Here is a 23,102-nt window from a genome sequence, read left to right as displayed (position 1 = left end):
AAGACTGCCACGGGAAAGTGGCAGTCTTCATATAATGAAATATTTTACTACTAAGCCTTTTTCAGTGAGAAGAATTTCATGGCTTCCACCATTACTTCCACACTTTCGATGGGCAGTGCATTGTACAGGGATGCGCGGAAGCCGCCGGACAAGCGGTGGCCTTTGATGCCCACGATGTCTTCTTTTTTGCAGAATTTCAGGAATTCTTCTTCCAGTTCGGGTTTGTCGATGGTGAAGGTCACGTTCATTTTGCTGCGGTCTTCTTTCACGACGTTGCCGCGGAACAGGGGGTTGTGGTCGATCTCGTCGTACAGGAGGGCAGCCTTTTTGTTATTGAGTTTTTCAATAGCGGCGAGGCCTCCCTGGCCTTTGAGCCAGCGCAGGGTGAGCATGGAGATGTATACGGCAAATACGGGCGGGGTATTGAGCATGGAGGCATTTTCAATATGCAGCCTGTAATCGAGTATGCTGGGTATTTTGCGGGTGATCTTGCCGAGAATGCTTTTGCGCACGGCTACCATGGTGGTGCCTGCGGCGCCCATGTTTTTCTGTGCGCCGGCATAGATCAGGGCGTATTTATTAAAATCCATCTGGCGGCTGAGAATGTCGCTGCTCATGTCCGCTATCAGGGGAACATCCGTTTCAGGCGTGGATTGCCACTGTGTACCGTAAATGGTATTGTTGGTGGTAATGTGCAGGTATTTGGCTTGCTGGGGTACCGTAAACTGCCTGGGGATGTGATTGTAGTTAGTTTCTTTGGAGCTGGCGATAACATCTACATAACCAAACAGCTTGGCTTCTTTAATGGCTTTATTGGACCATACGCCGGTATCGATATATGCCGCGGTATCCCCACTGTCGAGCAGGTTCATGGGCACCTGCATGAACTGCGTGGTGGCCCCTCCCTGGAGGTACAGGATTTCGTAGTCGTCCTCCAGCTGCATCAGCTCTTTGGCAAGACTGCGTGCTTCCTCCATTACGGCGATAAACGGTTCCGTGCGGTGTCCTATTTCCAGTATAGACATACCTGTCCCGTCAAAGTCAATAAGGGCTTTACTGGCTTTGTACAGTACTTCGTTTGGTAATACAGAAGGACCTGCATTAAAATTGTGCACCTTCATGTTGCGATCTAAGTTGAATACGTTTTCTTGTTCCACGTTCTATGGTTTTTCGAAGGAATTGGTAAAAAATCGCGGTCGAGTAATAAACCGGAAGGATTGGTCAGTGAGGACAGGTTAAAAATGATAGAAGGCCAAAGATAAGTTTTCTTTTGTTAATTCTCAGTGGTCCCTCCCAAATATTTTACCCGCCCGCCAGAGGCTGTCCAGCCGTCTTGCCGCCGCGTGTTCTTCGTCTGAAATGCCCGTTGCCCTTAGCTTTCCCAGGGACGGTTGGCCTGCGTTCACCCAGGCCGTGTACCAGCAGGCCGCTACGGCCTGAATGGATGCGCGCATCCGCCGTTCCACCATACCGCCTAACGCCTTGTGGTAGGCTTTCGTGTAATCAGTGGAGTAATTGTGTACCAGCCGGCCTTTCCGCAGCTCGTATGCAAACCGCCGGTCGGCCGGGAACCGCTGGCTGAGCTGCTTCTCGAACCGGAGCACCGTATCGGCCGCCGCGGCGCTCCCGGAAATGGCCTGCCAGAAAAGGCTGCGCACATCTTTGATATAGCCGGTGGCGCCCACCCAGTAATCGAACCCGGCATCGGCGACCAGTTCGGGAATGCGCGATTCCCACAGACCGTGAATCCCTTCCTGTCCCGTCTGCTGCCCGTTATGGTTGGAGCAGGCGTGGAGGGGAACATGCGCATCGCTCAGGTAATGGCCCAGCTCGGCAGACAGCCGCAGGATGCGCGAGGCGTCTCCCGCTTCGAATGCCGCCGTGAGCCAGCGCATTACCCGCTCCAGGTGCCAGGGCAATACCCCGTAACGTTCCAGGGTATCGGCGCTGTACCGGTGTACGGCCGCCTGCCAGTTGCGCGGCAGGCTGTCGAACGCCAGCGGGCCGTAATGGTCCGCATCCAGGTAATGGCGCGCGCCCTCCCCGGGTATCATATACCGTCGTTTATCCGGCGCCGTGGACTGCTGAACGATATATTCGATGTGAGGCTTGTAAAAGAGCAACATGTCCGGCGGCAGCGCAAACACCGCCAGGCGGTTGATGCGTTCGTGAGCGAAAAAGCCCCAGGCCTTTGCCCCGGAATAAGGTAACAATACCAGCAGCAGTGGAACTGCCGTGCGAAACAATGGATGCATGTGTGTGAATTTGAAGAAAACCGAATGTCGGGATAATGCCCGGTTCAATTTCCCTTGTTATTCACAGGTGGGTAAAATTTATTTCGCCGGTTGGGGGGCATGGCTTTCCGTGATGTGGGTCACCCCGCCGCTCACCGCGAACTTCATCGCTTCCCCGGCCGATATATTGTCCAAAGCCCGCACCTTCTCCTGCCGTACGATAAAAACCTTCCCCGTAATGGCGTAGGCGTGCGGGACGTACACCGCCATATATCCTTCCAGCCCCAAACTCCTTACATTTTCCTGCGTGATGAAACCCATCTCCCACACGTCTTCCCCATACACATTCACCAGCACCGGATGGTCGAACTTCTTCTTTTCCCCCACAAAAGCGTCGAACACGTCTTTCACGGAAGAGTAGATATATTTAATAAAAGGGGTGCGCTCCAGGATATGGTCAAACATGTCGATCAGCCGCCCCACAATGAACGAAGAGCTCAGGTAACCCACAAACACTATGAGTATCAATACAATAGCAAACCCTACGCCCTTGTACTTCAGGAAGTTCATCGGGTGGTCCACCGGCAGCAAATCCCGGGGCAGCAGGTTGTCTATCGTGATAAACCCCCAGTACAACGTGAAGGCCGTGATGCCAATCGGCGCCAGGATGAGCAACCCCTGGAAAAAATAGCGCAGCAGGCGCGATAACAATACCCGGAACCTCAGTTTTGGAGACATGTGCTTGCAGTGTTGAAAGGGCAAAGTTACTGCATTCAGGGGCATTCCTCCCACCGGAAAATGATAAATCCCATTCATGGACGGCTGTTTGGCCGGACAAACCCCGTTCGTCATAAAATCTAAAAAAATCGTACTGGAAACTTTGGCGGTTTAAATAGTTTCCATAGTTTTGTTCCAGTAATCAAGCAACACCCCTGTTTCAAAACCGATGGAAGTACAAGAACGAATATTGGATACGGCGTTCAACCTGTTCCGGCAATACGGCACTCGCTCCATTACGATGGACGATATCGCCCTTAAAATGGGGATTTCCAAAAAGACCCTGTATGCCCACTTTGCCGATAAAAGCGACCTGGTAGTGAACGTGATGAGCCGGCATCTGAAACTGATGCAGGACGAGTGCAATGAAAGCCGCATCAAGAGCAAAGACGCGATTGAAGAACTGTTCATGGTGATGAAAATGCTGGAGAACAAGCTGCGGAACATGAACCCCGTGGCCATGATGGACCTCCAGAAGTTCCACGCCAAGGCATTCCAGCTGTTTGAAAACCACCGGACCGTGTTTATGCTGGAGACCATCCGTGAAAACCTGGAACGCGGCATACGGGAAGGGCTCTACCGCGACGACCTGGACCTGGAGATTCTCAGCCACTTCCGCGCCGCATCGGCCATGTTCTGCTTCCAGCCCGAGCTGTTCCCGATGAACGGCTACGATATGAGCCGGGTGCAGCGGGTACTGCTGGAGCACTTCGTTTACGGGGTGGCCAGTCCCAAAGGGTACAGTGAAATCGAAAAATACAAGACCAAGGATTATTCGAAATAAACACACGAACTATGCAGTTTAAATGGAAGCTCGTCGCCCTCACGGGGTTGATGTTGCAATTATTAACCTACGCTAATGCCCAGCAGCCCGCCGTTTCTTCGGAAACGCTCCGGTTTTCGGTAACCGACGCGGTGGAGTATGCCAAGAAAAACCAATATGCCGTGAAAACGGCACAGCTGGCTGAGTTGCAGCAGATCGCAAAGAATAAGGAGGTGAGTGGTCTCGCCCTTCCGCAGGTTTCCGCGGCGGGCCTGTACCAGGATAACCCCATCATTCAAAAGCAGTTGATCGACGCCTCCAACTTTGACCCTAACGTGCCCAAGGGTACGCTCGTTCCTTTCGCTTTCGGGCTGAAATACAATGCGTCCGGAGATGTGAATGTGAACCAGACCCTCTTCGACCCCAGCGTTCTGGTGGCCCTTCAGGCCCGCGAAACGCTGGAGCTGCTGGCCCGGCAGGGAGTAGCTAAATCGGAGATCGATGTAAAGGCGGAAGTGTACAAGGCATACTACAATGTAGTGGCTTCGGACAAGGCGCTGGCCATCCTGAACGAAAACATCGCCCGCACGCGCAAAACACTGGACGAAACAAGGGAGATCTATAAAAACGGGCTGGTGGAAAAACTGGATGTGGACCGCCTGGTGGTGCAGCTTAACAACGCGCTGGCCGAGCAGGTGCGTATCCAGAACCTGCGCCAGGTAGGGCTCGCGATGCTCAAATATCGCATCGGCCTGCCTATCAAACAGCCGCTGGAACTGACTGACACCCTCAGCAACGAAGCGCTGAAGGCGGATATCCAGGACGCGGGCCAGTTCAACTACACCAACCGTATCGAATACCAGCTGATGCAATCGCAGAAACGGGCCAATGAATATAACCTGAAACGCTATCGCCTCGCCGCACTGCCGAGCCTCAACGCCTTCGGCAAAGTGGGCGCGTCACGGCAGACTAACTCATTCGACTTTTTCCAGTCGCAAATGTGGTATGGCTACGTGTCATGGGGGCTTAACCTCCAGGTGCCCATCTTCTCCGGCATGCAGCGCAGGAGACAGGTAGACCAGGCCATGCTCGTGGTGAAACAGTCGGAACTGGATATAGAAGACCTCAAAAACAACATAGATCTCGATCAGATCAATTCCACCACTACCCTGCGCAACAATATCAAAACGCTCGAGAACATGGAAGAGAACATGGCCCTGGCCAAAGATGTGTATGAAACAACCATGATCAAATACCGCGAAGGGGTGGGCTCCAGCCTTGAAGTGATCACTGCCGAATCCCAGTTGCTCACGGCCCAGAATAACTACTTCAACGCGTTGTACAACGTCATCGTTTCACGCGTAGATTACATGAAAGCATATGGCAAACTCTAATCTTAAAAATCAGCATCCGCCTAAAATCTATCATACAATGACCAGAAAATATTTCGTACTCCCCCTTTTAACGATCGTACTGGCTGCCTGCGGCGGCGGTGAAGGTAAACCGGAAGAGCAGATACAGAAAAAGAAACAGGAGATTGCCAAACTGCAGCAGGAAGTGAAGGAGCTGGAGAAAAAAACCAAAGGCACGGATACCGTTCAGAAAATGAAAACGGTGTCCATCGCGTCCATCACGGATACCGTATTTGAACATTACATCGACATCCAGGGAACGGTGGACGCACGTGAAAACGTAGACGTGTCTCCCCAGGTGCCCGGTGTGATCAGGAGCATCAGCGTACGAGAAGGCCAGGCTGTATCAAGAGGCCAGGTGCTCGCCCAACTCGACGATGTGGTGATCCGCGCCGGCATCGCCGAACTGCAGACGCAGATCGACCTCGCCAGAACTTTATTCAACAAACAGGCGAACCTCTGGAACCAGAAAATCGGCTCCGAAGTACAATACCTGAACGCCAAAAGCCAGGTGGAAGGCCTCGAAAGAAAGATGGCGACCATGAAAGAACAACTGGCGCAAGCCCGCATCGTATCTCCCATCAATGGTACCGTGGATGCGGTGATCGCCAAACTGGGCGATGCAGCCTCCCCGGGCGTAGCCGCCTTCCGTGTAGTAAACAGCAGTAACCTCCGCGTACTCGCCAATGTGGCTGAATCTTTCGCCGGTAAAGTAAAAACGGGCGATGAAGTGATCATCACTTTCCCCGATATCAATAAACAGATGAGAACAAAAATCGGGTTTGCCGCGAAAGTGATCGACCCGGTGAGCAGGACCATCAAAGTGGAAGTGCCGCTGAAAGGATCGGGAGACGTACGCCCGAACATGACCGCACAAATGAGGATAGTGGATTATAAAGCGTCAAACGCCATCGTGGTGCCGGTAAAAGTAGTGCAATATTCGCTGGGCAAGCCTTATGTGATCACCGTAAAAGGAGAGGGCAACAAACTGCAGGCAGTGCGCCGGGATGTTGAACTGGGCCGCACCTACAACGATCTGGCTGAAATCAAATCCGGCTTAACGGCAGGAGACAGGATCATCACCGCAGGGTTCCAGGGCGTGAACGATAACGACCCGGTGAAACTGTAAGCATCCACTTTAAAAAAACTACCCGATGAAGGACTTAGAAAAAGAGTTTAAACCCACCAGTTGGGCAATTGATAACAAGGTCAGCATCTATGTGGCCACGCTTATCATTTGCGTGATGGGTATCCTGAAATATAACGCCATGCCGAAGGAACAGTTTCCCGAGGTGGTATTCCCGCAGTTCTATATCAGTACGATCAACGACGGTACGTCGCCGGAGGATATGGAAACGCTGGTGACGAAGCCCCTTGAAAAGGAACTGAAATCCATTCCAGGCGTAAAGAAAATCAAAAGCACGTCCATTCAGGACTTCTCTGCGATCATTATCGAATTCAACCCCGATCAGGATATGGAGGAGGCGAGAATGGAGGTGCGTGAAAAAGTGGATGATGCAAAAAAAGACCTGCCCAATAACCTGACGGAAGAGCCGCAGATCACCAAGATCGACGTTTCGCAGATTCCGATCATGAACGTGAACATGAGCGGCGATTTCGACCTGCAGACGCTGAAGAAGTATGCGGACGAAATGCAGGACCGGATCGAAGCCCTCAACGAGATCACCCGCGTGGACATTGTGGGCGCGCTGGACAGGGAAATTCATATCGACCTGGACAAATACAAAATGGACGCTGCCCGCATCAGCTTTGAAGACGTGATGGGAGCGGTATCCAGCGAAAATAAAACCACTTCGGCGGGCCTCGTGACCGTGGACGGTCAGAAAAGATCGCTCAGCGTAAAAGGCGAATATAAAGACCCCCTCAAGCTGAGAGACCTCATCATCCGCGGCAGTTCCGGCGCGGTGGTGTATCTCCGTGATATCGCCGATGTGAAAGACAGTCATAAGGAACAGGAAAGTTACGCCCGCCTGAACGGCAAGAGCGTAATCACCCTGAACGTGATCAAACAAAGCGGGGAGAACCTCATCAATGCTTCCGACAAGATCTTTAAGATCGTGGAAGACATGAAGGCGAACTACCTGCCCAAGGGGCTGGACGTGACCATCACGGCCGACCAGTCCGAGTCGACCCGCGTAACCCTGCACGACCTGATCAATACCATCATCATCGGGTTCATCCTGGTGACCGTGGTGCTCATGTTCTTCATGGGTGCGGTGAACGCCATCTTCGTGGCGCTGTCTGTGCCCATCTCCATGTTCATCGCCTTTACCATCCTGCCCGCCTTCGGCTTTACGCTGAACATGATGGTGCTCTTCTCGTTCCTGCTGGCGTTGGGGATTGTGGTGGACGATGCGATCGTGGTGATCGAGAACGTGCACCGTATCTTCTATGAACGGAAAGACCTCGGTATCAAGAAAGCCGCGAAGATAGCGGCCGGGGAAGTGTTCCTGCCGGTATTCTCCGGCACCATGACCGTACTGGCGCCGTTCTTCCCGCTGCTCTTCTGGCCGGGCATTATCGGTAGTTTCATGTTCTTCCTGCCCGTAACGCTGATCGTTACGCTGACGGCTTCACTGGTGGTGGCTTATCTCATCAACCCCGTGTTTGCCGTGGATTTTATGGACCGTCACGAGGGCGAGAACCACCCCAAACCGAAGTTCGACAAGAAATTTGCGATACTCACCGGCGTGTTCGTGTTCATCGCCCTGCTGGGTTACATGGGCGGCAGTGTGGGAACCGGCAACCTGGTGCTGTTCATCTACCTGATGATCGCGCTCGAAAGATTCTGGCTCGGCGGCGTGGCGCGGAAATTCCAGACCAACTTCTGGCCGCGCGTACAGAACAGCTACAGACGCATATTGAGCTGGTGTATCCTGGGCTGGAGGCCCGTGTACATCCTGATTGGTACTTTCGGGCTGCTGGTGTTCAGTATTGTATTGACCGCCATCCGGAACCCCAAAGTGGTGTTCTTCCCCACTTCCGATCCGAACTTTATTTTCGCTTATATCGAACTGCCCATCGGTACGGACCAGAAATATACCGACTCCATTACCCATATGATCGAAGACAGGATCACCAAAGTAGTGGGCGGCACTAAGAACCCGCTGGTGAAATCCATTATTTCCAACGTGGCGGTAGGCGCCGGCGACCCCTCGCAGATGGACCTCAGTACGGCTTCCAACAAGGGTAAGGTAACCGTGGCCTTTGTGGAGTTCGCCAAACGTAATGGTCAGTCTACCGTAGAGTACCTAGACAAAATCCGCGAGGCCGTAAAAGGCGTGCCCGGCGCGGACATTGTGGTGGAACAGGAACAGGGCGGCCCGCCGACGGGCAAACCCATCAACATCGAAATTTCCGGTGATGATTTTGAACTGCTGGCCGGCACCTCGGACCGCCTGAAGCGCTACCTGGACAGCTTGCAGATCGGCGGTGTGGAAGAGCTGAAAAGCGACTTCCAGGCCAATAAACCGGAGATTGTGCTGAATATAGACAGGGAGCGGGCTAACCGCGAAGGGATCTCCACTACGCAGATTTCCAACTCGCTCCGTGCGGCGCTCTTCGGTCTCGAGGTATCCAAGTTCCGTGATCCGGACGACGATTACCCGATCATGATCCGCCTGCAGGAAGACCAGAAAAACAACATCAACACCCTGATGAACCTGAACCTGACCTACCGCGATATGAACATGGGCGGCCAGATCAGACAGGTGCCGCTGAGTGCTGTGGCAGACATTCACTATTCCAACACATACGCGGGCATCAAACACATCGACGAAAAACGCGTGGTGACCCTGTACTCTAATGTACTGACGGGTTTCAACGCCAACGAAGTGGTGATGGCCATCAATGCGGCAGTGCTCGAATTCTCACCGCCGGACGGTATCACCGTTAAAATGACCGGTGAACAGGAAGACCAGATGGAAACCATGAACTTCCTGCTCATGGCGATGCTGGGCGCGGTAGGCCTCATCTTCATGATCATGGTGACGCAGTTTAACTCCGTTGGCCGTTCATTCGTGATCTTCCTCGAAATCCTGTTCAGCATCATCGGTGTGTTCCTTGGTTTCGCCATCTTCGGTATGGACATCTCCATCGTAATGACCGGCGTGGGCATCATGGCCCTTGCAGGTATCGTGGCCAGGAACGGTATCGTACTGGTGGAATTCACCGACCTGCTGGTGATGCAGGGTGTGCCGATGAACGAAGCAGTGGTGGAAGCCGGCAGAACGCGTATGACGCCCGTACTGCTCACCGCCATCGCCGCCATCCTCGGCCTGATTCCGCTGGCCGTGGGCCTCAATATCGACTTCTGGAAGATGTTCGACGAACTGAATCCGCACCTCTTCTTCGGCGGCGACAACGTGGCCTTCTGGGGACCGCTGGCCTGGACGATGGTGTTCGGCCTCATCTTCGCCACCTTCCTCACGCTGGTGCTGGTGCCCGTGATGTATTACATGAACAAACGCTGCATCGACGTGCTGGACTACTATGGCTGGCCGCGCGGTCTCAAATATGTACCGTTCCTCGTGCTGATCGTGAAACTCTTTACGAAAAAAGAAGTCATCCGGAAACTGCACGACCCGAATTATATTTCTCCCCGCCCTTATAACTTCTTCAACGGCCAGGCCCATGGAGAAGATAAAGAGCAGGCTAAATCCGCCAAAGGAGTAGTAATGCATTAAAACGTACTGTTTTCTGGTAATAATAAAAGCAAACAGTGTAACAGTTGTAGGTTAACTATTGCCGTCCCGATGTCTATCAGGACGGCTTTTTTTTGTCCATATGCCATTTCGTTTCAGGGAGACATTTACTGATGGAGCATGGCTGCTAGGGCCGGCCGGCGGGCGTTGTGTCGGGAAGTTTGCGGGCCGGCTAGCATCTTCCGGAAATTTCGGTTATTTTTCGAAGCTCATTTGCCCGCGAAGGGCCACTTAAAAAAACGACAATGCGATATTTACTGCTTTTATTATTCCCGTTTACCTGCGCCTTTGGCCAGAACAAAGACAATGCCCGCTACACGGATGCCCGCTCCCTGATGATCATCGGTAAGGGCGTACCTACCAATCCCGTTTATGTGCGGCTCGACACCACGCAGACCAAACCTTTCCCGCAATCCGTACGGTACCTCAGCACCCACAGCGCCGGTATCGCCGTGCTGTTCGAGACGAATTCGCCGTACGTACGCGCCAAATGGGGGCTGCGTGGTAAAAAGTATTATGCCAACATGACCCCGATCGTGCACAGCGGCCTTGATCTGTATGCCCACAACAACGGGAAGTGGCAGTGGGTGGCCGTAGGGCGGCCGCTCGATAAGGATACCATCAATACCCAGGCGCTGGTGGAAAATATGGATAACAGCACCAAACAGTTCATGCTGTACCTGCCGACCTATAATGAACTGACATCACTCGAAATCGGCGTTGCGCCGGAGGCGACACTGGCGGCCCCTGCGCGTCCGGCCATCGATACCAACCGGCGCGTGGTGATTTACGGGTCCAGCATCCTGCAGGGCGCGTCTGCCAGTCGTGCGGGTATGACCTACCCCGGCATCATCAGCAGGCGCACTGGCTGGGAGGTGATCAACCTCGGTTTCAGTGGCGCCGGTAAGATGGAATTCCCGGTTGCCGAGCTGCTGGCTACGATGAAAGCATCCTGTTTTGTGCTGGATTGCATTCCCAATCCTTCGCCCGCAGAAATAAAAGAAAGAGCTTATCCTTTCATCAAACACCTGCTCACCAAACGGCCCGAAGTGCCCGTCCTGCTGGTAGAGAGCCGTATCCACGAAACCGGGTATTTCGACAGCCGGATTGGCGCAGTCACCACGGAGAAAAACAACCTCATCAAGGAAGTGTACACCCGGCTGAAGCAGGAAGGTTTCAAACAGTTGTATTACCTGCCCGCCACCAACCTCACCGGTCACGATCATGAGGGCACCATCGACGGGTCGCACCTGACCGACCTGGGCTTTATGCGGCAGGCCGATGAGGTGCAGCCGCTGCTGGAGAAACTGATGAAAAAATCCGGTGCGGGCAGATAGTCATTTTATGTAACTTGCCATTATTAAACAGCAAGAACAACCTATGCTTAAGAATCATGAGATCGACTACCGCATTCACGGTGAGGAGATGCAAATAGTAGAAATAGAGCTGGACCCGCAGGAAAGCGCCGTGGCAGAAAGCGGCAGTTTTATGATGATGGACCAGGAGATCAGGATGGAAACCCTGTTCGGCGACGGATCCGGGGCGCAGCAGGGCTTTTTCGGCAAGCTGATGTCGGCCGGCAAACGCTTGATCACCGGAGAGAGCCTGTTTATTACCGCCTTTACGAATGTGGGGCAGGGTAAAAAACGGGTGAGCTTCGCGGCGCCTTATCCCGGTAAGATCATTCCGATGGACCTGCGCCTGCTCGGGGGCAAGGTAGTTTGTCAGAAAGACGCGTTTCTCTGCGCGGCGCGCGGGGTCAATGTGGGTATCGAGTTCCAGCGCAAGCTGGGCACCGGTATTTTCGGCGGTGAAGGATTTATCATGCAGAAGCTGGAAGGCGACGGCCTGGCTTTTGTGCATGCCGGCGGTTATGTAATCGAGAAGGAACTGCAGCCCGGTGAGGTACTGAAGGTAGATACGGGCTGCGTTGTGGCCTATACCCAGCAGGTGGATTTCGACGTGGAATTTGTGCGGGGCGTGAAAAATATGGTGTTCGGGGGCGAAGGCCTCTTTTTTGCCGTGTTGCGCGGGCCGGGCAAGGTATGGCTCCAGAGCCTGCCCATCAGTCGCCTGGCCAGCAGGGTACTGGCCTATGGTACCGGCACCCGGAAAGAAGAAGGCAGCATCCTGGGTGGGCTGGGCAACCTGCTCGACGGTCGGGAGTAAGCTATTGGCAGGCTCCGCGGGGTTTTCCGGGGAGCCTGCTCCTGATAATTGTCACAAAATCTTCCGTTTATCCTTTTTTTGCAAATAATTAACGAACAGATTGCTACTATTGTATTAATATTGCCCGGAGGCTTAACCAGATACACCGGATTTTTTGTATATTAGAGTCTGATAACAGCGGCTGGCACTGTGTGGGTGCCACTACAGTATTCACTGGCGCAGGCGAAAGACAAATATTTATCCCCGGTGCTATGAAAAAATATGATTAAGATTGAAAAACTTACTCATGTCAACATTCAGGTGAATCCGAGGCAAATGTAATTTCCCAGGTCTTCTAACGGTAGCCCTGAAAGCATTCCAAAGCGCAATTGTGGCTGGCGTGCCAAGGTTTAGGATGATGAGATTCCGGTTAACCAAACTACCTTAAATGCCTGTCGAGACGGCGAAAAAAAGAATTTTATTTAAACTGGACGTTAAAATTGTAATGCAGCTAGCTAAATTATCTTTGCGGTTCCAGAAAACAGAGTTTTAAACAATTAGTATCAGACAACGGAAGCCGGTATAATTTTTATTGAAAAATGAAACATCCTGATGTTATGCAAGGATCGCCCCGGCGCCTGAGTATTATAAAACCTAAAAAAGTAGGTGAATTTTATTTTTATGAAATCACTGAAAATTCCTTCAACACGCTTTAATCAAGTAAGATGAATTTTGAGAGAAACGAACGCCCCCGAAAGTATTCTCCTGGCTACAGCAGAGACCAGCAAGAACCCAACCAAGACCAGGAAGGCGGCAATTCCAAGAAACCCGAATTTGGCAAAGACGAAGATCGTCTTTACACTCCACGCTCTGAAGGCGGTTACGCTCCACGTGAAGGCGGGTATCGTCCGCGCAATGAAGGCGGCTACACGCCCCGCGGAGAAAATAATTTTAATCGCGAAGGCGCTTACAACCGCGAAGGCGGCGGGTACACGCCCCGGAACGAAGGCGGTGGCTACCGCGATCGTGACGGTGGTGGTGGTTACAACCGCGACCGTGGTGATGGCGGCTATAACCGCGAAGGCGGCGGCGGATATGACCGTGGTGGTGGCTACAATCGTGGCGGCGGCGGTTATGATCGCGGCGGCGGTGGTGGTTACGACCGTGGCGGCGGAGGCTACAACCGTGACGGCGGCGGCGGATACGATCGCGGCGGTGGTGGCGGAGGCTACAACCGTGGCGGCGGCGGTTACGATCGCGGCGGCGGTGGTGGTTATGACCGCGGCGGTGGCGGCGGTTACGACCGTGGCGGCGGTGGCGGAGGCTACAACCGCGGCGGTGGTGGCGGTGGCTACGATCGCGGCGGTGGCGGCGGTGGTTACAACCGTGGCGGCGGAGGCGGAGGCTTCAACCGTGGCGGTGGAGGTGGCGGCTTTAACCGCGGTGGCGGCCAGGGCCGTGGCCAGGGTGGCCCCAGAGGCGGAAACCGTCCCCCGAAAGTGGATAACAAGATCTATTTCATTGCCCTCCTGCCCACTGCAGAAGTAGGTAAAGAAATTATCAAAATCAAACAGGACTTCGCCGAACAATACGGACCGATGTACGCACTGAAAGTGCTTCCTCATATCACCCTGCAGGTTCCGTTCACCGCAGATCCCAGCCTCGAAAGAGCTTTCTGCGAAGAACTGACGGAATTTGCCAAAACCCAGGCGCCTTTCGAAGTGTCGCTCAACGGTTTCGGCACCTTCCCGAACAAACAGAACCGCGTGCTGTTCATTAACGTGGAGAAAAGCGAAACCATGAGCGCCATGCACCGCCAGCTGATCAACTTCCTGCGTAAGGAGTTCGGATTCAGCACCATGCTGGCCCGCACAGGCTTCACGCCTCACGTAACCGTGGCCTTCAAAGACCTGGAAGATGCTCAGTTCGAAAAAGCATGGCCGGAGTACGAAAACAAAGAATACAAAGCTTCCTTTAAAGTAAACAACCTCTACTTCCTGCGCCACAACGGCAAATCCTGGGAAGTACTGCAGAAATGCAAACTCGGAGGCGCGTGATTTAAAGCAGCTGTCTAATATTAAGAATCCGGACTCGTTAAGGGTCCGGATTTTTTTTTGCAAGTCTGGCCGGGGAATGCAACATAATTGCATCCTGGGTGTCTATGCTTCAGTTATGCTGGGGCTATGCCGAGGCTGCCGTAAAACATGTTTATCAATTCATTGATGCAGGCATGGGTGTGTGGTTCTTTTTCCTGAAAATCCATTCTGTATAGGTTATAAATCAGCTATTTGCAAGGCTACTTAGCATATTGCCTTATGCCCGGTAGAAAACTTTCATCCTTGCTTGTGAACGTTGCCGTTCATGTAGTTTTCCCTTTCGCCGGGAAACAAAAAAGCCCGGAGCCAATCGGCCCCGGACTTTTATCTATAGCATGTTGGCAAGTTATGCAGCTTTACCGGCTGATGCGGTACACCCCGTTCCCCTCATCCGTCACCTTCACTTCCGCCGCAACGGAAATAACATCGAGCAATTCCTTCAGGCCCGGGTGGTCGTATGTTCCGGTATAATCGAGGTTCAGGATGGAAGAATCGTTCACCACAATCCGGATGTTGAAGTATTCCTCCATTGCCGTCAGGACTTTATGCAATGGCACCTTGTTAAAAGAGAGCCGGTTTTCCTTCCAGGCCATAAAGTTCGGGTCGTTGTTCTGGATTTGCTGTGGAGCCTTGTCTGACTGGAGAATGGCGGAGTGCCCGGCAGTGAGCACCAGCGCTTCACCCGTCTTATTTTTCCCGGAGAAAGCGACTTTACCCGTTACCACGTTCAGCTGGATGGGTTTCTCGTCATACGCCTTGATGACAAATGAAGTACCCAGTACTTTGGTGCTGGAGGCGCCGGCTTTTACGGTAAAAGGCTGGCCGGCATCGGGTTTCACGTCAAAGAACGCTTCTCCTTCCAACACCACGTCGCGGTTGCCTTTGGCGAAATCCTTATTGTAGCTCACCTGGCTGTGGCGGTTCAGGAACACCTTGCTGCCATCGGGCAATATCACTTCTTTTTTATCAGCGGCCGCGGTGAGGGTGACTGTTCCGTCTCCACGGAGCAGGAAAAAAGTGAGGCCGGCAGCGGCGACGATGGTAACCGCGGCGGCAGACAGGCGCCACCAGCTGTTGCGCCGGGTGATGATCCGGAGGGTAGCCGGAACATCCATGGTGGTGCGGCTGAAACGTTGCCAGTTGGCCTCCACATCAGGTTCCGGTACGGTTTTGTAACCGTCGGCGGTAAGGTCCCAGGTATCTTTCAGTGCCTCATAATACTGCCGGTTGGCAACATCCTGCTGCAGCCAGTCTTCCAGCTGAACCCGCTCTGCGGCAGTGATCTCCCCTTCGATTTCCCGGGCAATCAGCGTGTCTATGTGATCGTTGTTGAACATGCTTAACTTCTCTTACGAATTGCTAAATGATTTGTTGCTTTTGGTTGATAACGGTGCGTGTCATTCCAGGAATTCCCGGAGGGAGACGCGTAGTTTTTTCAGCGCGGTGATCATCTGGTTCTCTACCGTTTTCACGGAGATCTGCAGTGTTTGCGCTATTTCTTTATAGCTCATTTCTTCATACCTGCTCAGTACAAATATTTCACGGCATTTTTCCGGCAGGGCGTCTACCGCCTGTTGAATGCGGGCTTTGGTTTCCTTCACGTGCACCACGGGGGCCGTGGCTACCAGTTCTTCCTGAGCCGGGCTGATCTCCTGTGGCGCCCCGCCGCGCCGTTTGTTTTTGTCGATATGGTCGAGGGCCATATTCACCGCCGCCCTGTGCAGGTAGGCTTTGAAATAGACTTCGCCTAACTGGTCGCGGCGGTTCCATATCTTGATAAACACTTCTTGGGCCAGATCTTCCGCCGTCGCCATGTCTGGGACGAGGCGGTAAATGGCCTTGCATACCAGCGGGAAAAAGGTTTTGAAAAGCGCCTCCATGAACTGGCGCTCATCCTCCTGCAATAGTTTTTGTAACCGGGCATTTTCGGGCATGGTACAAAAATAGCCTTTACTGTAATTAACAGCGGGGGCATTCATGCCTAAAGCAGTGGGTGACAGTATTCCGATAGCTTTCATGTGCGAGTCCGTTCCTATAACTTAGATATCTTTCCTGAGCCGGTCACCGAGCTGTTGACGGTGGCGGGCGTTCCTTTGTAGCGAATGTCGCCGCTGCCGCTGATGCGGCCGTCGAGGCGGTTGGTGACCCAGATGTGATGGTCGCCCGAGCCGCTGATCCGGATATTGGCGTTGACGGTTTGCAGGCCGGCCGCCTCGATGTTGCCGCTGCCGCTGATTTCAGACGAATATTCGTCTCCGCGCCCGATCAGGCTCACGTCACCGGAACCGTATATCCCTGTTCTCACCTCGTTGGCGTCTACCCGCAGGCTAGCATTGGCGCTGCCGTTGATTTCCAGGCCGAAGTAAGTGGCCCGGATGGTATCGGTGCCGTTGCCGGTAATGGAACCGGAACCGGAGAATACCACCTTGCGGTATTTTTCGCTTTCTACGTATACGCGGATGGTTTTGAAACGTTTGAGATTCACATTGTTACGGATTTTTATCCGCAGGGTGGGGCCGCTGGAAACGGTTTCGACGAAACGCATCACGTTGTCTTCCGCTTCTATCACTACCGGCCGGTGCAGGCCCTGTTTCAGGCGCACTTCGAGGGGACCGTCGAGGATGAGGTCTTCAAACCGCTCTACGGCCCGCTCCTCCGTGATCACGCGGCCGGAACCGTGGACATTTTCTTTTACACAGCCCGTGAGGATGAAGCCGAAAATAGCCAGAAGGCAAAGCAGGAGCCAGGCGCTGAGCCCGCTGTAGGTTACGATGGTCTCTTTTTTAGCCGTCATTTTCATGTGTATGTCGTTTTTTAGGGCATCCAGTCACAATGGGTGATTGGTATACATTGAAAACGGCAGAAGGAGCGGCCACCCCTAGATAAGGATAAAAAAAATGAGCCGGCCTCTGACTTGCATCAGAGACCGGCTCGATTAACCCCTATGAAAACCAACTATTGCGCTAATTTGATTTCGCCGAGATCGGTAGCTTTACCGTCTTCAACTTTCACGTCAGTAATAGTGGCGTCTTTAAATGGTTCTTTCGCGTCAACGATTACCGTGTAAGTTCCGGCTTTTGCATTCGTGAAGGAGAATGCACCCTCTGCTACTGCTGTTTTCAGCGTGTCGGTACCAGATACGGCCCAGGCTTCAGTAGCACCGTCTGCGGGAACTACTTTACCAGCGATAGATCCACCGTCAAATCCTTTGAAGGCGAAGGCGCCGAAAGCTACGGCCGCCACTGCTAACAGGCTCATTTTTGTCCTTTTCATAGCATACAATTTTAAAAGGTTTAATAATAAAGAAATGGTTCAGGTAGTGTTTTTCTCGATACTTAAATTTTAGAAGTGTGTTATGAAAGAATAAGGTTCTGCGAAAAATTTTGCAATTACCATGCCACTTCAGCCGCTCAGCACTATTTAACATTTCTTTAAAGATCCTTTAACAATCAGGGTTTGCGGGGATTCTGCTGTTTTAACATTTTCGTGTATCCCTACCAGTTACTATTTCAGGATCCTTGGCCGTGGCCGGTTCTGTCGTTTCAAATTCATTCGCGCAGCGCTTTTTTCTGCGTTGCGGTATAACACAAATATTTTGCCAAACATAACAGCAGTAAGGGTTTTGGAGCCTCGAAAGCCTTTGCTGCAGGGCGTTTGAGGATATTTTCATAAAAGTCTACTGGTTTTGTGTACTTTTGCGCCGGGGAAGGATGGGAAGTTACCGGCCGATTCCCTAATTTTACAGATCTATTTATATATATATTCATTATAAAGAATCCATCGATGTCCAATAAAACGATTCAACAGATAGAGGATGTAGTGATCAAATTCGCCGGGGACAGCGGGGACGGGATGCAGCTGACGGGCACCCAGTTCTCCAACAATACGGCGCTGATCGGGAACGACCTCAGCACATTCCCGGATTTCCCGGCGGAAATCCGCGCCCCGCAGGGTACCCTGCCCGGGGTGAGCGGCTTCCAGCTGCACTTTTCTTCCAATCGCATATTCACCCCCGGAGACGCCTGCGACGTGCTGGTGGCCATGAACGCCGCCGCCCTCAAGGCCAACCTCAAAGGGCTCAAAAAGGGCGGTATCATTATCGCCAATACAGACGGGTTTGATTCCAAGAACCTCCGCCTGGCCAACTATCCCGAGGGAGTGAACCCGCTGGAAGACGGCTCCCTGGTGAACTACCAGCTCCATACCATGGACGTGACCAAAATGACCCGGGAGGCCCTGAAAGAGTCCACCCTCGGCATGAAGGAAAAAGACCGCGCCAAAAACATGTTCGTGCTGGGGTTCCTGTACTGGCTGTACGACCGCGACATGACCAGCACACTCAACTTCCTCACGGAGAAATTCGGTAAAAAGCCGGAAATCCTCGACAGTAACCTGAAATCCCTGCAGGCCGGTTATAACTTCGCCGACACGGTGGAGGCCTTTTCCACCCGCTTCAGGGTGGAGAAAGCCCGCATGGAGCCGGGCACGTACCGCAGCATCACGGGGAATACGGCGCTCTCTTACGGACTGATCGCCGCCTCGCAAAAGGCCGATCTCCCCATTTTCCTGGGCACTTATCCCATCACCCCGGCCTCAGACATCCTGCACGAGCTGAGCCGGTACAAAAATTTCGGCATCCGTACCTTCCAGGCGGAAGATGAGATTGCCGGCATCACTTCGGCCATCGGCGCCTCTTACGGCGGCCACATGGGGGTGACCACCACCTCCGGCCCCGGCATGGCCCTGAAAGGCGAGGCCATGGGCCTGGCGGTGATGCTCGAAATTCCCCTGCTGATCATTGATATTCAACGTGGTGGCCCCTCTACCGGGTTGCCTACCAAAACGGAACAGTCGGATCTGCTCCAGGCCTACTACGGCCGGAACGGGGAATGCCCGATGCCTATCGTATCGGCCTCCACGCCTTCCGATTGTTTCGACGGGATTTACGAAGCCTTCCGCATAGCGGTTAACCATATGACGCCGGTTATTTTCCTCAGCGACGGCTACATCGCGAACGGCGCGGAGCCCTGGCGATTCCCCAAAAGCGACGATCTGAAGCCGATTACGGTGAAATTCAAAAAGGGCCTGGAAGAAGGAGAAGACCAGTTCCTGCCTTATCAGCGCGATGAGAACCTTGTGCGCCCCTGGGCGGTACCCGGTACCCCGGGCCTGGAGCACCGCATCGGCGGCCTCGAAAAGCAGAACATCACCGGTAACGTGAGTTACGACCCTGAAAATCACCAGATGATGGTGAAAATCCGGCAGGAAAAGGTAGACAGGATTGCCGAACACATTCCCCTGCAGAAAATAGAAGTAGGCCCGGAGAAAGGCAAAGTGCTGGTACTGGGCTGGGGCTCCACTTATGGCGCCATCAAAAGTGCCGTGCTGGAGCTGGTGGCCGAAGGCCATGAAGTGGCCCACGCCCACATCCGTCATCTGCGCCCCTTCCCGAAAAACCTGGCTGAAATCCTGCACAGCTACGAGCAGGTGCTCATACCGGAAATCAATAACGGCCAGCTGATTAAGATTATCCGCGACCAGTTCCTGATTCCTGCGCAGGGATATAATAAGATTATGGGGGTGCCGATCACCAAAGGTGAACTGGTCGCCCGTATTAAGGAAATGTTGTAATTGCAGCCTTTCCGCAATTTATCCGTAACGGAAAGCGTTTGAATATAAACTATGCAATACGCGTTTCGTTACGGATTTTCGTATATTGCTATACGTAATATGTGACGCTTTATACATGCACATGGCCCAAAAGCAATACCGCCTTCGAAGGATCATCCTTATACTCATGTTTCCCCTGCTTACGGCGGTTTCCGCCGCCGGGCAGTCGCAGACGTACGAAATCCTCTTTGGGAATAATGCTGTTGGTTTGCTCGAAGTAAAACAGGACCCGTCCGGTGCCTCCCGCCGCATTCACATCCGCAGCCGCGTTCAATCGAAGTTGTTTTCACGGATGGAAACGGACATCGAGGCGGTGTACCAGCACAACATATTGATCAGGGCCCGGGTTACCCGCGTGCAGGCGAAGGCCAACGACGACAACCGCGAAACTCTCACCGAAAAGGCGGAAAGAGGGTACAATGTAACCCGCAAGGGCGTAAAAGCCCCTTTCCCCGTTCCGCAGATCACCTTTTGCGTCAGCGACCTTTACTTCGCCGAACCGCACGATATCAAAGAAGTTTATTCCGAAACGATGGGCCGCTTCCTGAAAATCAGGCAGCTGGAGGACGGGCGGTATGCCCTTGTGATGCAGGACGGCAAACAGAATTTCTACACCTATAGCAAGGGCCGGCTGGCGCTCGTAGAGATCAACCACGCGCTGGGCAAAGCCTCGTTCCGGCTGCTCGAAAAGAAATAACAATCCTTTGGGGTTCACATAAAAAAGCGGGTGCACCAACCGGTACACCCGCTTTTTATTATGGTGTGGGGCCTTATATCACCTGTTCCACAATCTGCCCTGTTTTTTTGTCTTTCAGGATGAGCTTGCGGCTGCCGAAGTGGGTCACTTCGTCTTTGATGAGATAGAACTGCTCGTTATAGCTGGTGAGCGCTTTTTCTTTGTCCACGCCTTCTTTCCCGCGCCAGATGTCGAGCTTGACGGGCTCCCACTGTTTGGACGTTGCGGATTTATAGGCGGCGTCCAGGATGGCGTTCACCACGTATCCGTCGTAGAAGCTTTCCTGCGGCGCTTTGCCGGCTTCCACCGCGTTGAACATATCGGCAAACATATGATTGTAGCCCAGCTCGTTCAGTTCGTCGCCCACGGGAAACAGCCAGCCGGTATTGCTTTCCGCTTTTTCCGCTACGTAATCGGCGCCTTTGCCGGTGGTGAACATATCGAAACCCGTACGCAGGAAGCTGTTGAGCCAGATGGTGCCTTCGGAGCCCATCACCTCGTCGCGGAGGTCGAGGCCGCCGCGGAAGGTCCAGCTCACTTCAAACTGCCCGATGGCGCCGTTCTCGTATTTCACCAGGCCGATGGCATGGTCTTCGGCGTCGATGGGTTTCACCTGGGTGTCTGCCCAGCACATCACTTCCACGGGCCTGATATCCTTGCCGATGAAACTGCGGGCGATTTCCACGCAGTGGCAGCCGAGGTCGAGGATACACCCGCCGCCGGCCTGTTCCTTATCCCAGAACCATTCGCTGTGCGGGCCGGGATGCGTTTCGCGCGATTTGGCCCAGAGGATGCGGCCTAGGGCGCCGCTTTTTACGCTGGCCAGCGCTTTCAGGAATTTGGGTGTATACACCAGGTCTTCGAGATAACCGTTAAAGATGCCGGCTTTCTCCACCGCTTCCAGCATGCGTTTGGCTTCTTCCGCATTTCTGCCCAGCGGCTTGGTGCACATCACGGCCTTTTTCGCCTTGCAGCAGGCCAGTACGGCCGCTTCGTGGAGGTTGTTGGGCAGTGAGATACAAACCATGTCCACATCAGGATGGTTGATGGCTTCTTCCATATTGGTGGTCCAGTGGGCGCAGTTATAATCGTCCGCAAACTTTTTCGCACTCTCTTCGCGGCGGGAGTAGATGCTCACGATCTTGTCCCGGCTGCGCTGCCCCTGTAAAGAATCTGCATAGAACCGGCCTATGAACCCGGAACCCAGCATTGCAATTTTTGCCATAATCGATGTAAATTTTTATTGGTCAGACGTGTTTTTTGTCTCTGTCTCTGAAGGCCAGCATGAAATAAATCATCACGGCCGCGGCGATGTACACCGGCACCATCCAGATGCTCTGCCACTGGCGCGCGCCGTTGATCATATAGAAGTCGGCCACCATGCCGGAAAACCAGGTGCCGATCACCATGCCGAGCCCGTAGGTGGCGAAGGTGAACAGGCCCTGCGCGGCGCTTTTGATTTTTTCGCCGGCCCGCGCTTCCGTATACATATACCCGGTCACGAAAAAGAAGTCGTAGCAGATGCCGTGCAGGATAATGCCGGCATAGAGCATCCACAGGTTGGCGCCCGTATCGCCGTAGGCGAAGCAGATATACCGCAGCACCCAGGCGGCCATGCCGATCAGCAGCATTTTTTTAACCCCGATGCGGCCCAGTAATAACGGGATGGCCAGTATGAAGATGGCTTCCGAAAGCTGCCCGTAGATCATCTTGCCGGCGGCGTTTTCCATGCCGCTTTCGTTGAGATACAGGTTGGCGAAGCCGTAATAAAAACTGAGGGGGATGCAGATGAGCACCGCGGAAATAAAGAATACGAGGTACGACCTGTTTTTGAACAGTACGAAAGCCTCCGTCCCCAGAACTTTTGAGGCCGACAGGTCGCCTTTGCCTTTAGGCGGCACGTCGGGCAGGGTGAAACAGAAAAGTCCCAGCGCGGCCGAGGCGGCGGCGGCGATATAAAAGATGTTGTGGGTCTGTTCGATGGAAAGATACCCGATCAGCAACCCTGCGATGATCCAGCCCACGGTGCCGAACGTCCGCACGGCGGGGAACTGTTTGCCGGGGTCGGCCATCTGGCTGAAGGCGATGCTGTTGCTGAGTGCGATGGTGGGCATGTACATCAGCGAATACACCAGCACGATGCCGATGAACACCCAGGTATCGCCGGTATACGAAGCGAGCAGCAGCATTGCGGCGCCGGCGAGGTGCAATACGCCCATGACTTTCTGTGCGGAAAAATACCGGTCGGCGATCATACCTACAAAAAACGGCGAGATCATCGTGGCGATGGCCAGCGCCATATATGCATAGCCAATCTCCTGGCCGCTGGAGCCAAGATTGGTTTTCATGTAACTGTTCGTGCTAACATACCATGCCCCCCATATAAAGTATTCAAGGAACATCATGAAGGATAACTGAAGTCGGATGCTGTTATTCACGTGGCGAAGGGTTTTGTTTTCAAGATAGGGAAAACAATTTATCCTTTTATCCGTTGATAATCGATTTTTTCATGGGCGGGGCGAAGCCTCACATTCGCTTCAGG

The 23,102-nt window shown here is 53.3% G+C and carries 18 protein-coding genes; 9 read left to right on the top strand and 9 right to left on the bottom strand.

Going from position 1 to position 23,102, the window contains the following annotated elements; translation table 11 throughout:
• Positions 1-50: 50 nt before the first annotated feature.
• From serC to EGT74_RS05740, 3 genes are all read right to left on the bottom strand, one after another.
• Positions 51-1,121, bottom strand: coding sequence for a 3-phosphoserine/phosphohydroxythreonine transaminase (gene serC, locus EGT74_RS05750; RefSeq protein ID WP_123846835.1), 1,071 nt, complete (start codon positions 1,119-1,121; stop codon positions 51-53).
• Between the two features lie 159 nt (positions 1,122-1,280).
• On the bottom strand, positions 1,281-2,255 hold the full coding sequence (locus tag EGT74_RS05745; protein ID WP_246008127.1) for a zinc dependent phospholipase C family protein: 975 nt from the start codon (positions 2,253-2,255) through the stop codon (positions 1,281-1,283).
• A 78-nt stretch (positions 2,256-2,333) separates the two neighbouring features.
• On the bottom strand, positions 2,334-2,972 hold the full coding sequence (locus EGT74_RS05740; protein ID WP_123845566.1) for a DUF502 domain-containing protein: 639 nt from the start codon (positions 2,970-2,972) through the stop codon (positions 2,334-2,336).
• Positions 2,973-3,180: 208 nt separating this feature from the next.
• Here EGT74_RS05740 and EGT74_RS05735 point away from each other — a divergent pair, with 208 nt between their 5' ends.
• The 7 genes from EGT74_RS05735 (at position 3,181) to EGT74_RS27145 (ending at position 14,115) form a co-directional block, all read left to right on the top strand.
• On the top strand, positions 3,181-3,795 hold the full coding sequence (locus tag EGT74_RS05735; protein ID WP_123845565.1) for a TetR/AcrR family transcriptional regulator: 615 nt from the start codon (positions 3,181-3,183) through the stop codon (positions 3,793-3,795).
• An 11-nt stretch (positions 3,796-3,806) separates the two neighbouring features.
• Positions 3,807-5,168 carry a TolC family protein gene (locus EGT74_RS05730; RefSeq protein WP_123845564.1) on the top strand — a complete coding sequence of 454 codons (1,362 nt, stop codon included), beginning with the start codon at positions 3,807-3,809 and terminating at the stop codon, positions 5,166-5,168.
• A gap of 37 nt (positions 5,169-5,205) precedes the next feature.
• Positions 5,206-6,315, top strand: coding sequence for an efflux RND transporter periplasmic adaptor subunit (locus tag EGT74_RS05725; RefSeq protein WP_123845563.1), 1,110 nt, complete (start codon positions 5,206-5,208; stop codon positions 6,313-6,315).
• A gap of 25 nt (positions 6,316-6,340) precedes the next feature.
• A complete protein-coding gene (locus EGT74_RS05720; RefSeq protein ID WP_123845562.1) occupies positions 6,341-9,892 on the top strand; it encodes an efflux RND transporter permease subunit in 3,552 nt (1,183 codons plus the stop codon).
• Between the two features lie 263 nt (positions 9,893-10,155).
• Positions 10,156-11,247 (top strand): SGNH/GDSL hydrolase family protein, encoded by a 1,092-nt coding sequence (locus tag EGT74_RS05715; RefSeq protein WP_123845561.1) that lies wholly within the window; start codon positions 10,156-10,158, stop codon positions 11,245-11,247.
• A gap of 43 nt (positions 11,248-11,290) precedes the next feature.
• Positions 11,291-12,079, top strand: a complete 789-nt coding sequence (locus tag EGT74_RS05710; RefSeq protein WP_123845560.1) for a TIGR00266 family protein — start codon at positions 11,291-11,293, stop codon at positions 12,077-12,079.
• A gap of 704 nt (positions 12,080-12,783) precedes the next feature.
• Positions 12,784-14,115 carry a 2'-5' RNA ligase family protein gene (locus EGT74_RS27145; protein WP_246008126.1) on the top strand — a complete coding sequence of 444 codons (1,332 nt, stop codon included), beginning with the start codon at positions 12,784-12,786 and terminating at the stop codon, positions 14,113-14,115.
• A 395-nt stretch (positions 14,116-14,510) separates the two neighbouring features.
• Here EGT74_RS27145 and EGT74_RS05695 read toward each other — a convergent pair whose 3' ends face one another.
• From EGT74_RS05695 to EGT74_RS05680, 4 genes are all read right to left on the bottom strand, one after another.
• Complete coding sequence (locus EGT74_RS05695) at positions 14,511-15,491, bottom strand: FecR domain-containing protein (RefSeq protein ID WP_123845559.1); 981 nt, start codon at positions 15,489-15,491, stop codon at positions 14,511-14,513.
• A gap of 60 nt (positions 15,492-15,551) precedes the next feature.
• On the bottom strand, positions 15,552-16,088 hold the full coding sequence (locus tag EGT74_RS05690) for an RNA polymerase sigma factor (RefSeq protein WP_158618019.1): 537 nt from the start codon (positions 16,086-16,088) through the stop codon (positions 15,552-15,554).
• 98 nt (positions 16,089-16,186) lie between these two features.
• Positions 16,187-16,954: a head GIN domain-containing protein gene (locus EGT74_RS05685; protein ID WP_123845557.1), complete on the bottom strand. Its 768-nt coding sequence runs from the start codon at positions 16,952-16,954 to the stop codon at positions 16,187-16,189.
• A 155-nt stretch (positions 16,955-17,109) separates the two neighbouring features.
• Entirely contained in the window at positions 17,110-17,427 is a 318-nt protein-coding gene (locus EGT74_RS05680; RefSeq protein WP_123845556.1) for a carboxypeptidase-like regulatory domain-containing protein, read from the bottom strand.
• A 510-nt stretch (positions 17,428-17,937) separates the two neighbouring features.
• Here EGT74_RS05680 and EGT74_RS05675 point away from each other — a divergent pair.
• Positions 17,938-19,785, top strand: coding sequence for a 2-oxoacid:acceptor oxidoreductase subunit alpha (locus EGT74_RS05675; RefSeq protein WP_123845555.1), 1,848 nt, complete (start codon positions 17,938-17,940; stop codon positions 19,783-19,785).
• Between the two features lie 166 nt (positions 19,786-19,951).
• Entirely contained in the window at positions 19,952-20,521 is a 570-nt protein-coding gene (locus EGT74_RS05670; protein WP_123845554.1) for a DUF6134 family protein, read from the top strand.
• Between the two features lie 73 nt (positions 20,522-20,594).
• On the opposite strand, the gene EGT74_RS05665 is transcribed toward EGT74_RS05670, so the two are convergent.
• Together EGT74_RS05665 and EGT74_RS05660 are read right to left on the bottom strand one after the other, a co-directional pair.
• On the bottom strand, positions 20,595-21,785 hold the full coding sequence (locus EGT74_RS05665; protein ID WP_123845553.1) for a Gfo/Idh/MocA family protein: 1,191 nt from the start codon (positions 21,783-21,785) through the stop codon (positions 20,595-20,597).
• Positions 21,786-21,807: 22 nt separating this feature from the next.
• Positions 21,808-22,998, bottom strand: a complete 1,191-nt coding sequence (locus EGT74_RS05660; protein ID WP_123845552.1) for a nucleoside permease — start codon at positions 22,996-22,998, stop codon at positions 21,808-21,810.
• Positions 22,999-23,102: the final 104 nt, after the last annotated feature.

Source organism: Chitinophaga lutea (genome assembly GCF_003813775.1).
Lineage (GTDB): Bacteria > Bacteroidota > Bacteroidia > Chitinophagales > Chitinophagaceae > Chitinophaga > Chitinophaga lutea.
This window is presented reverse-complemented; position numbering and strand designations above follow the sequence as displayed.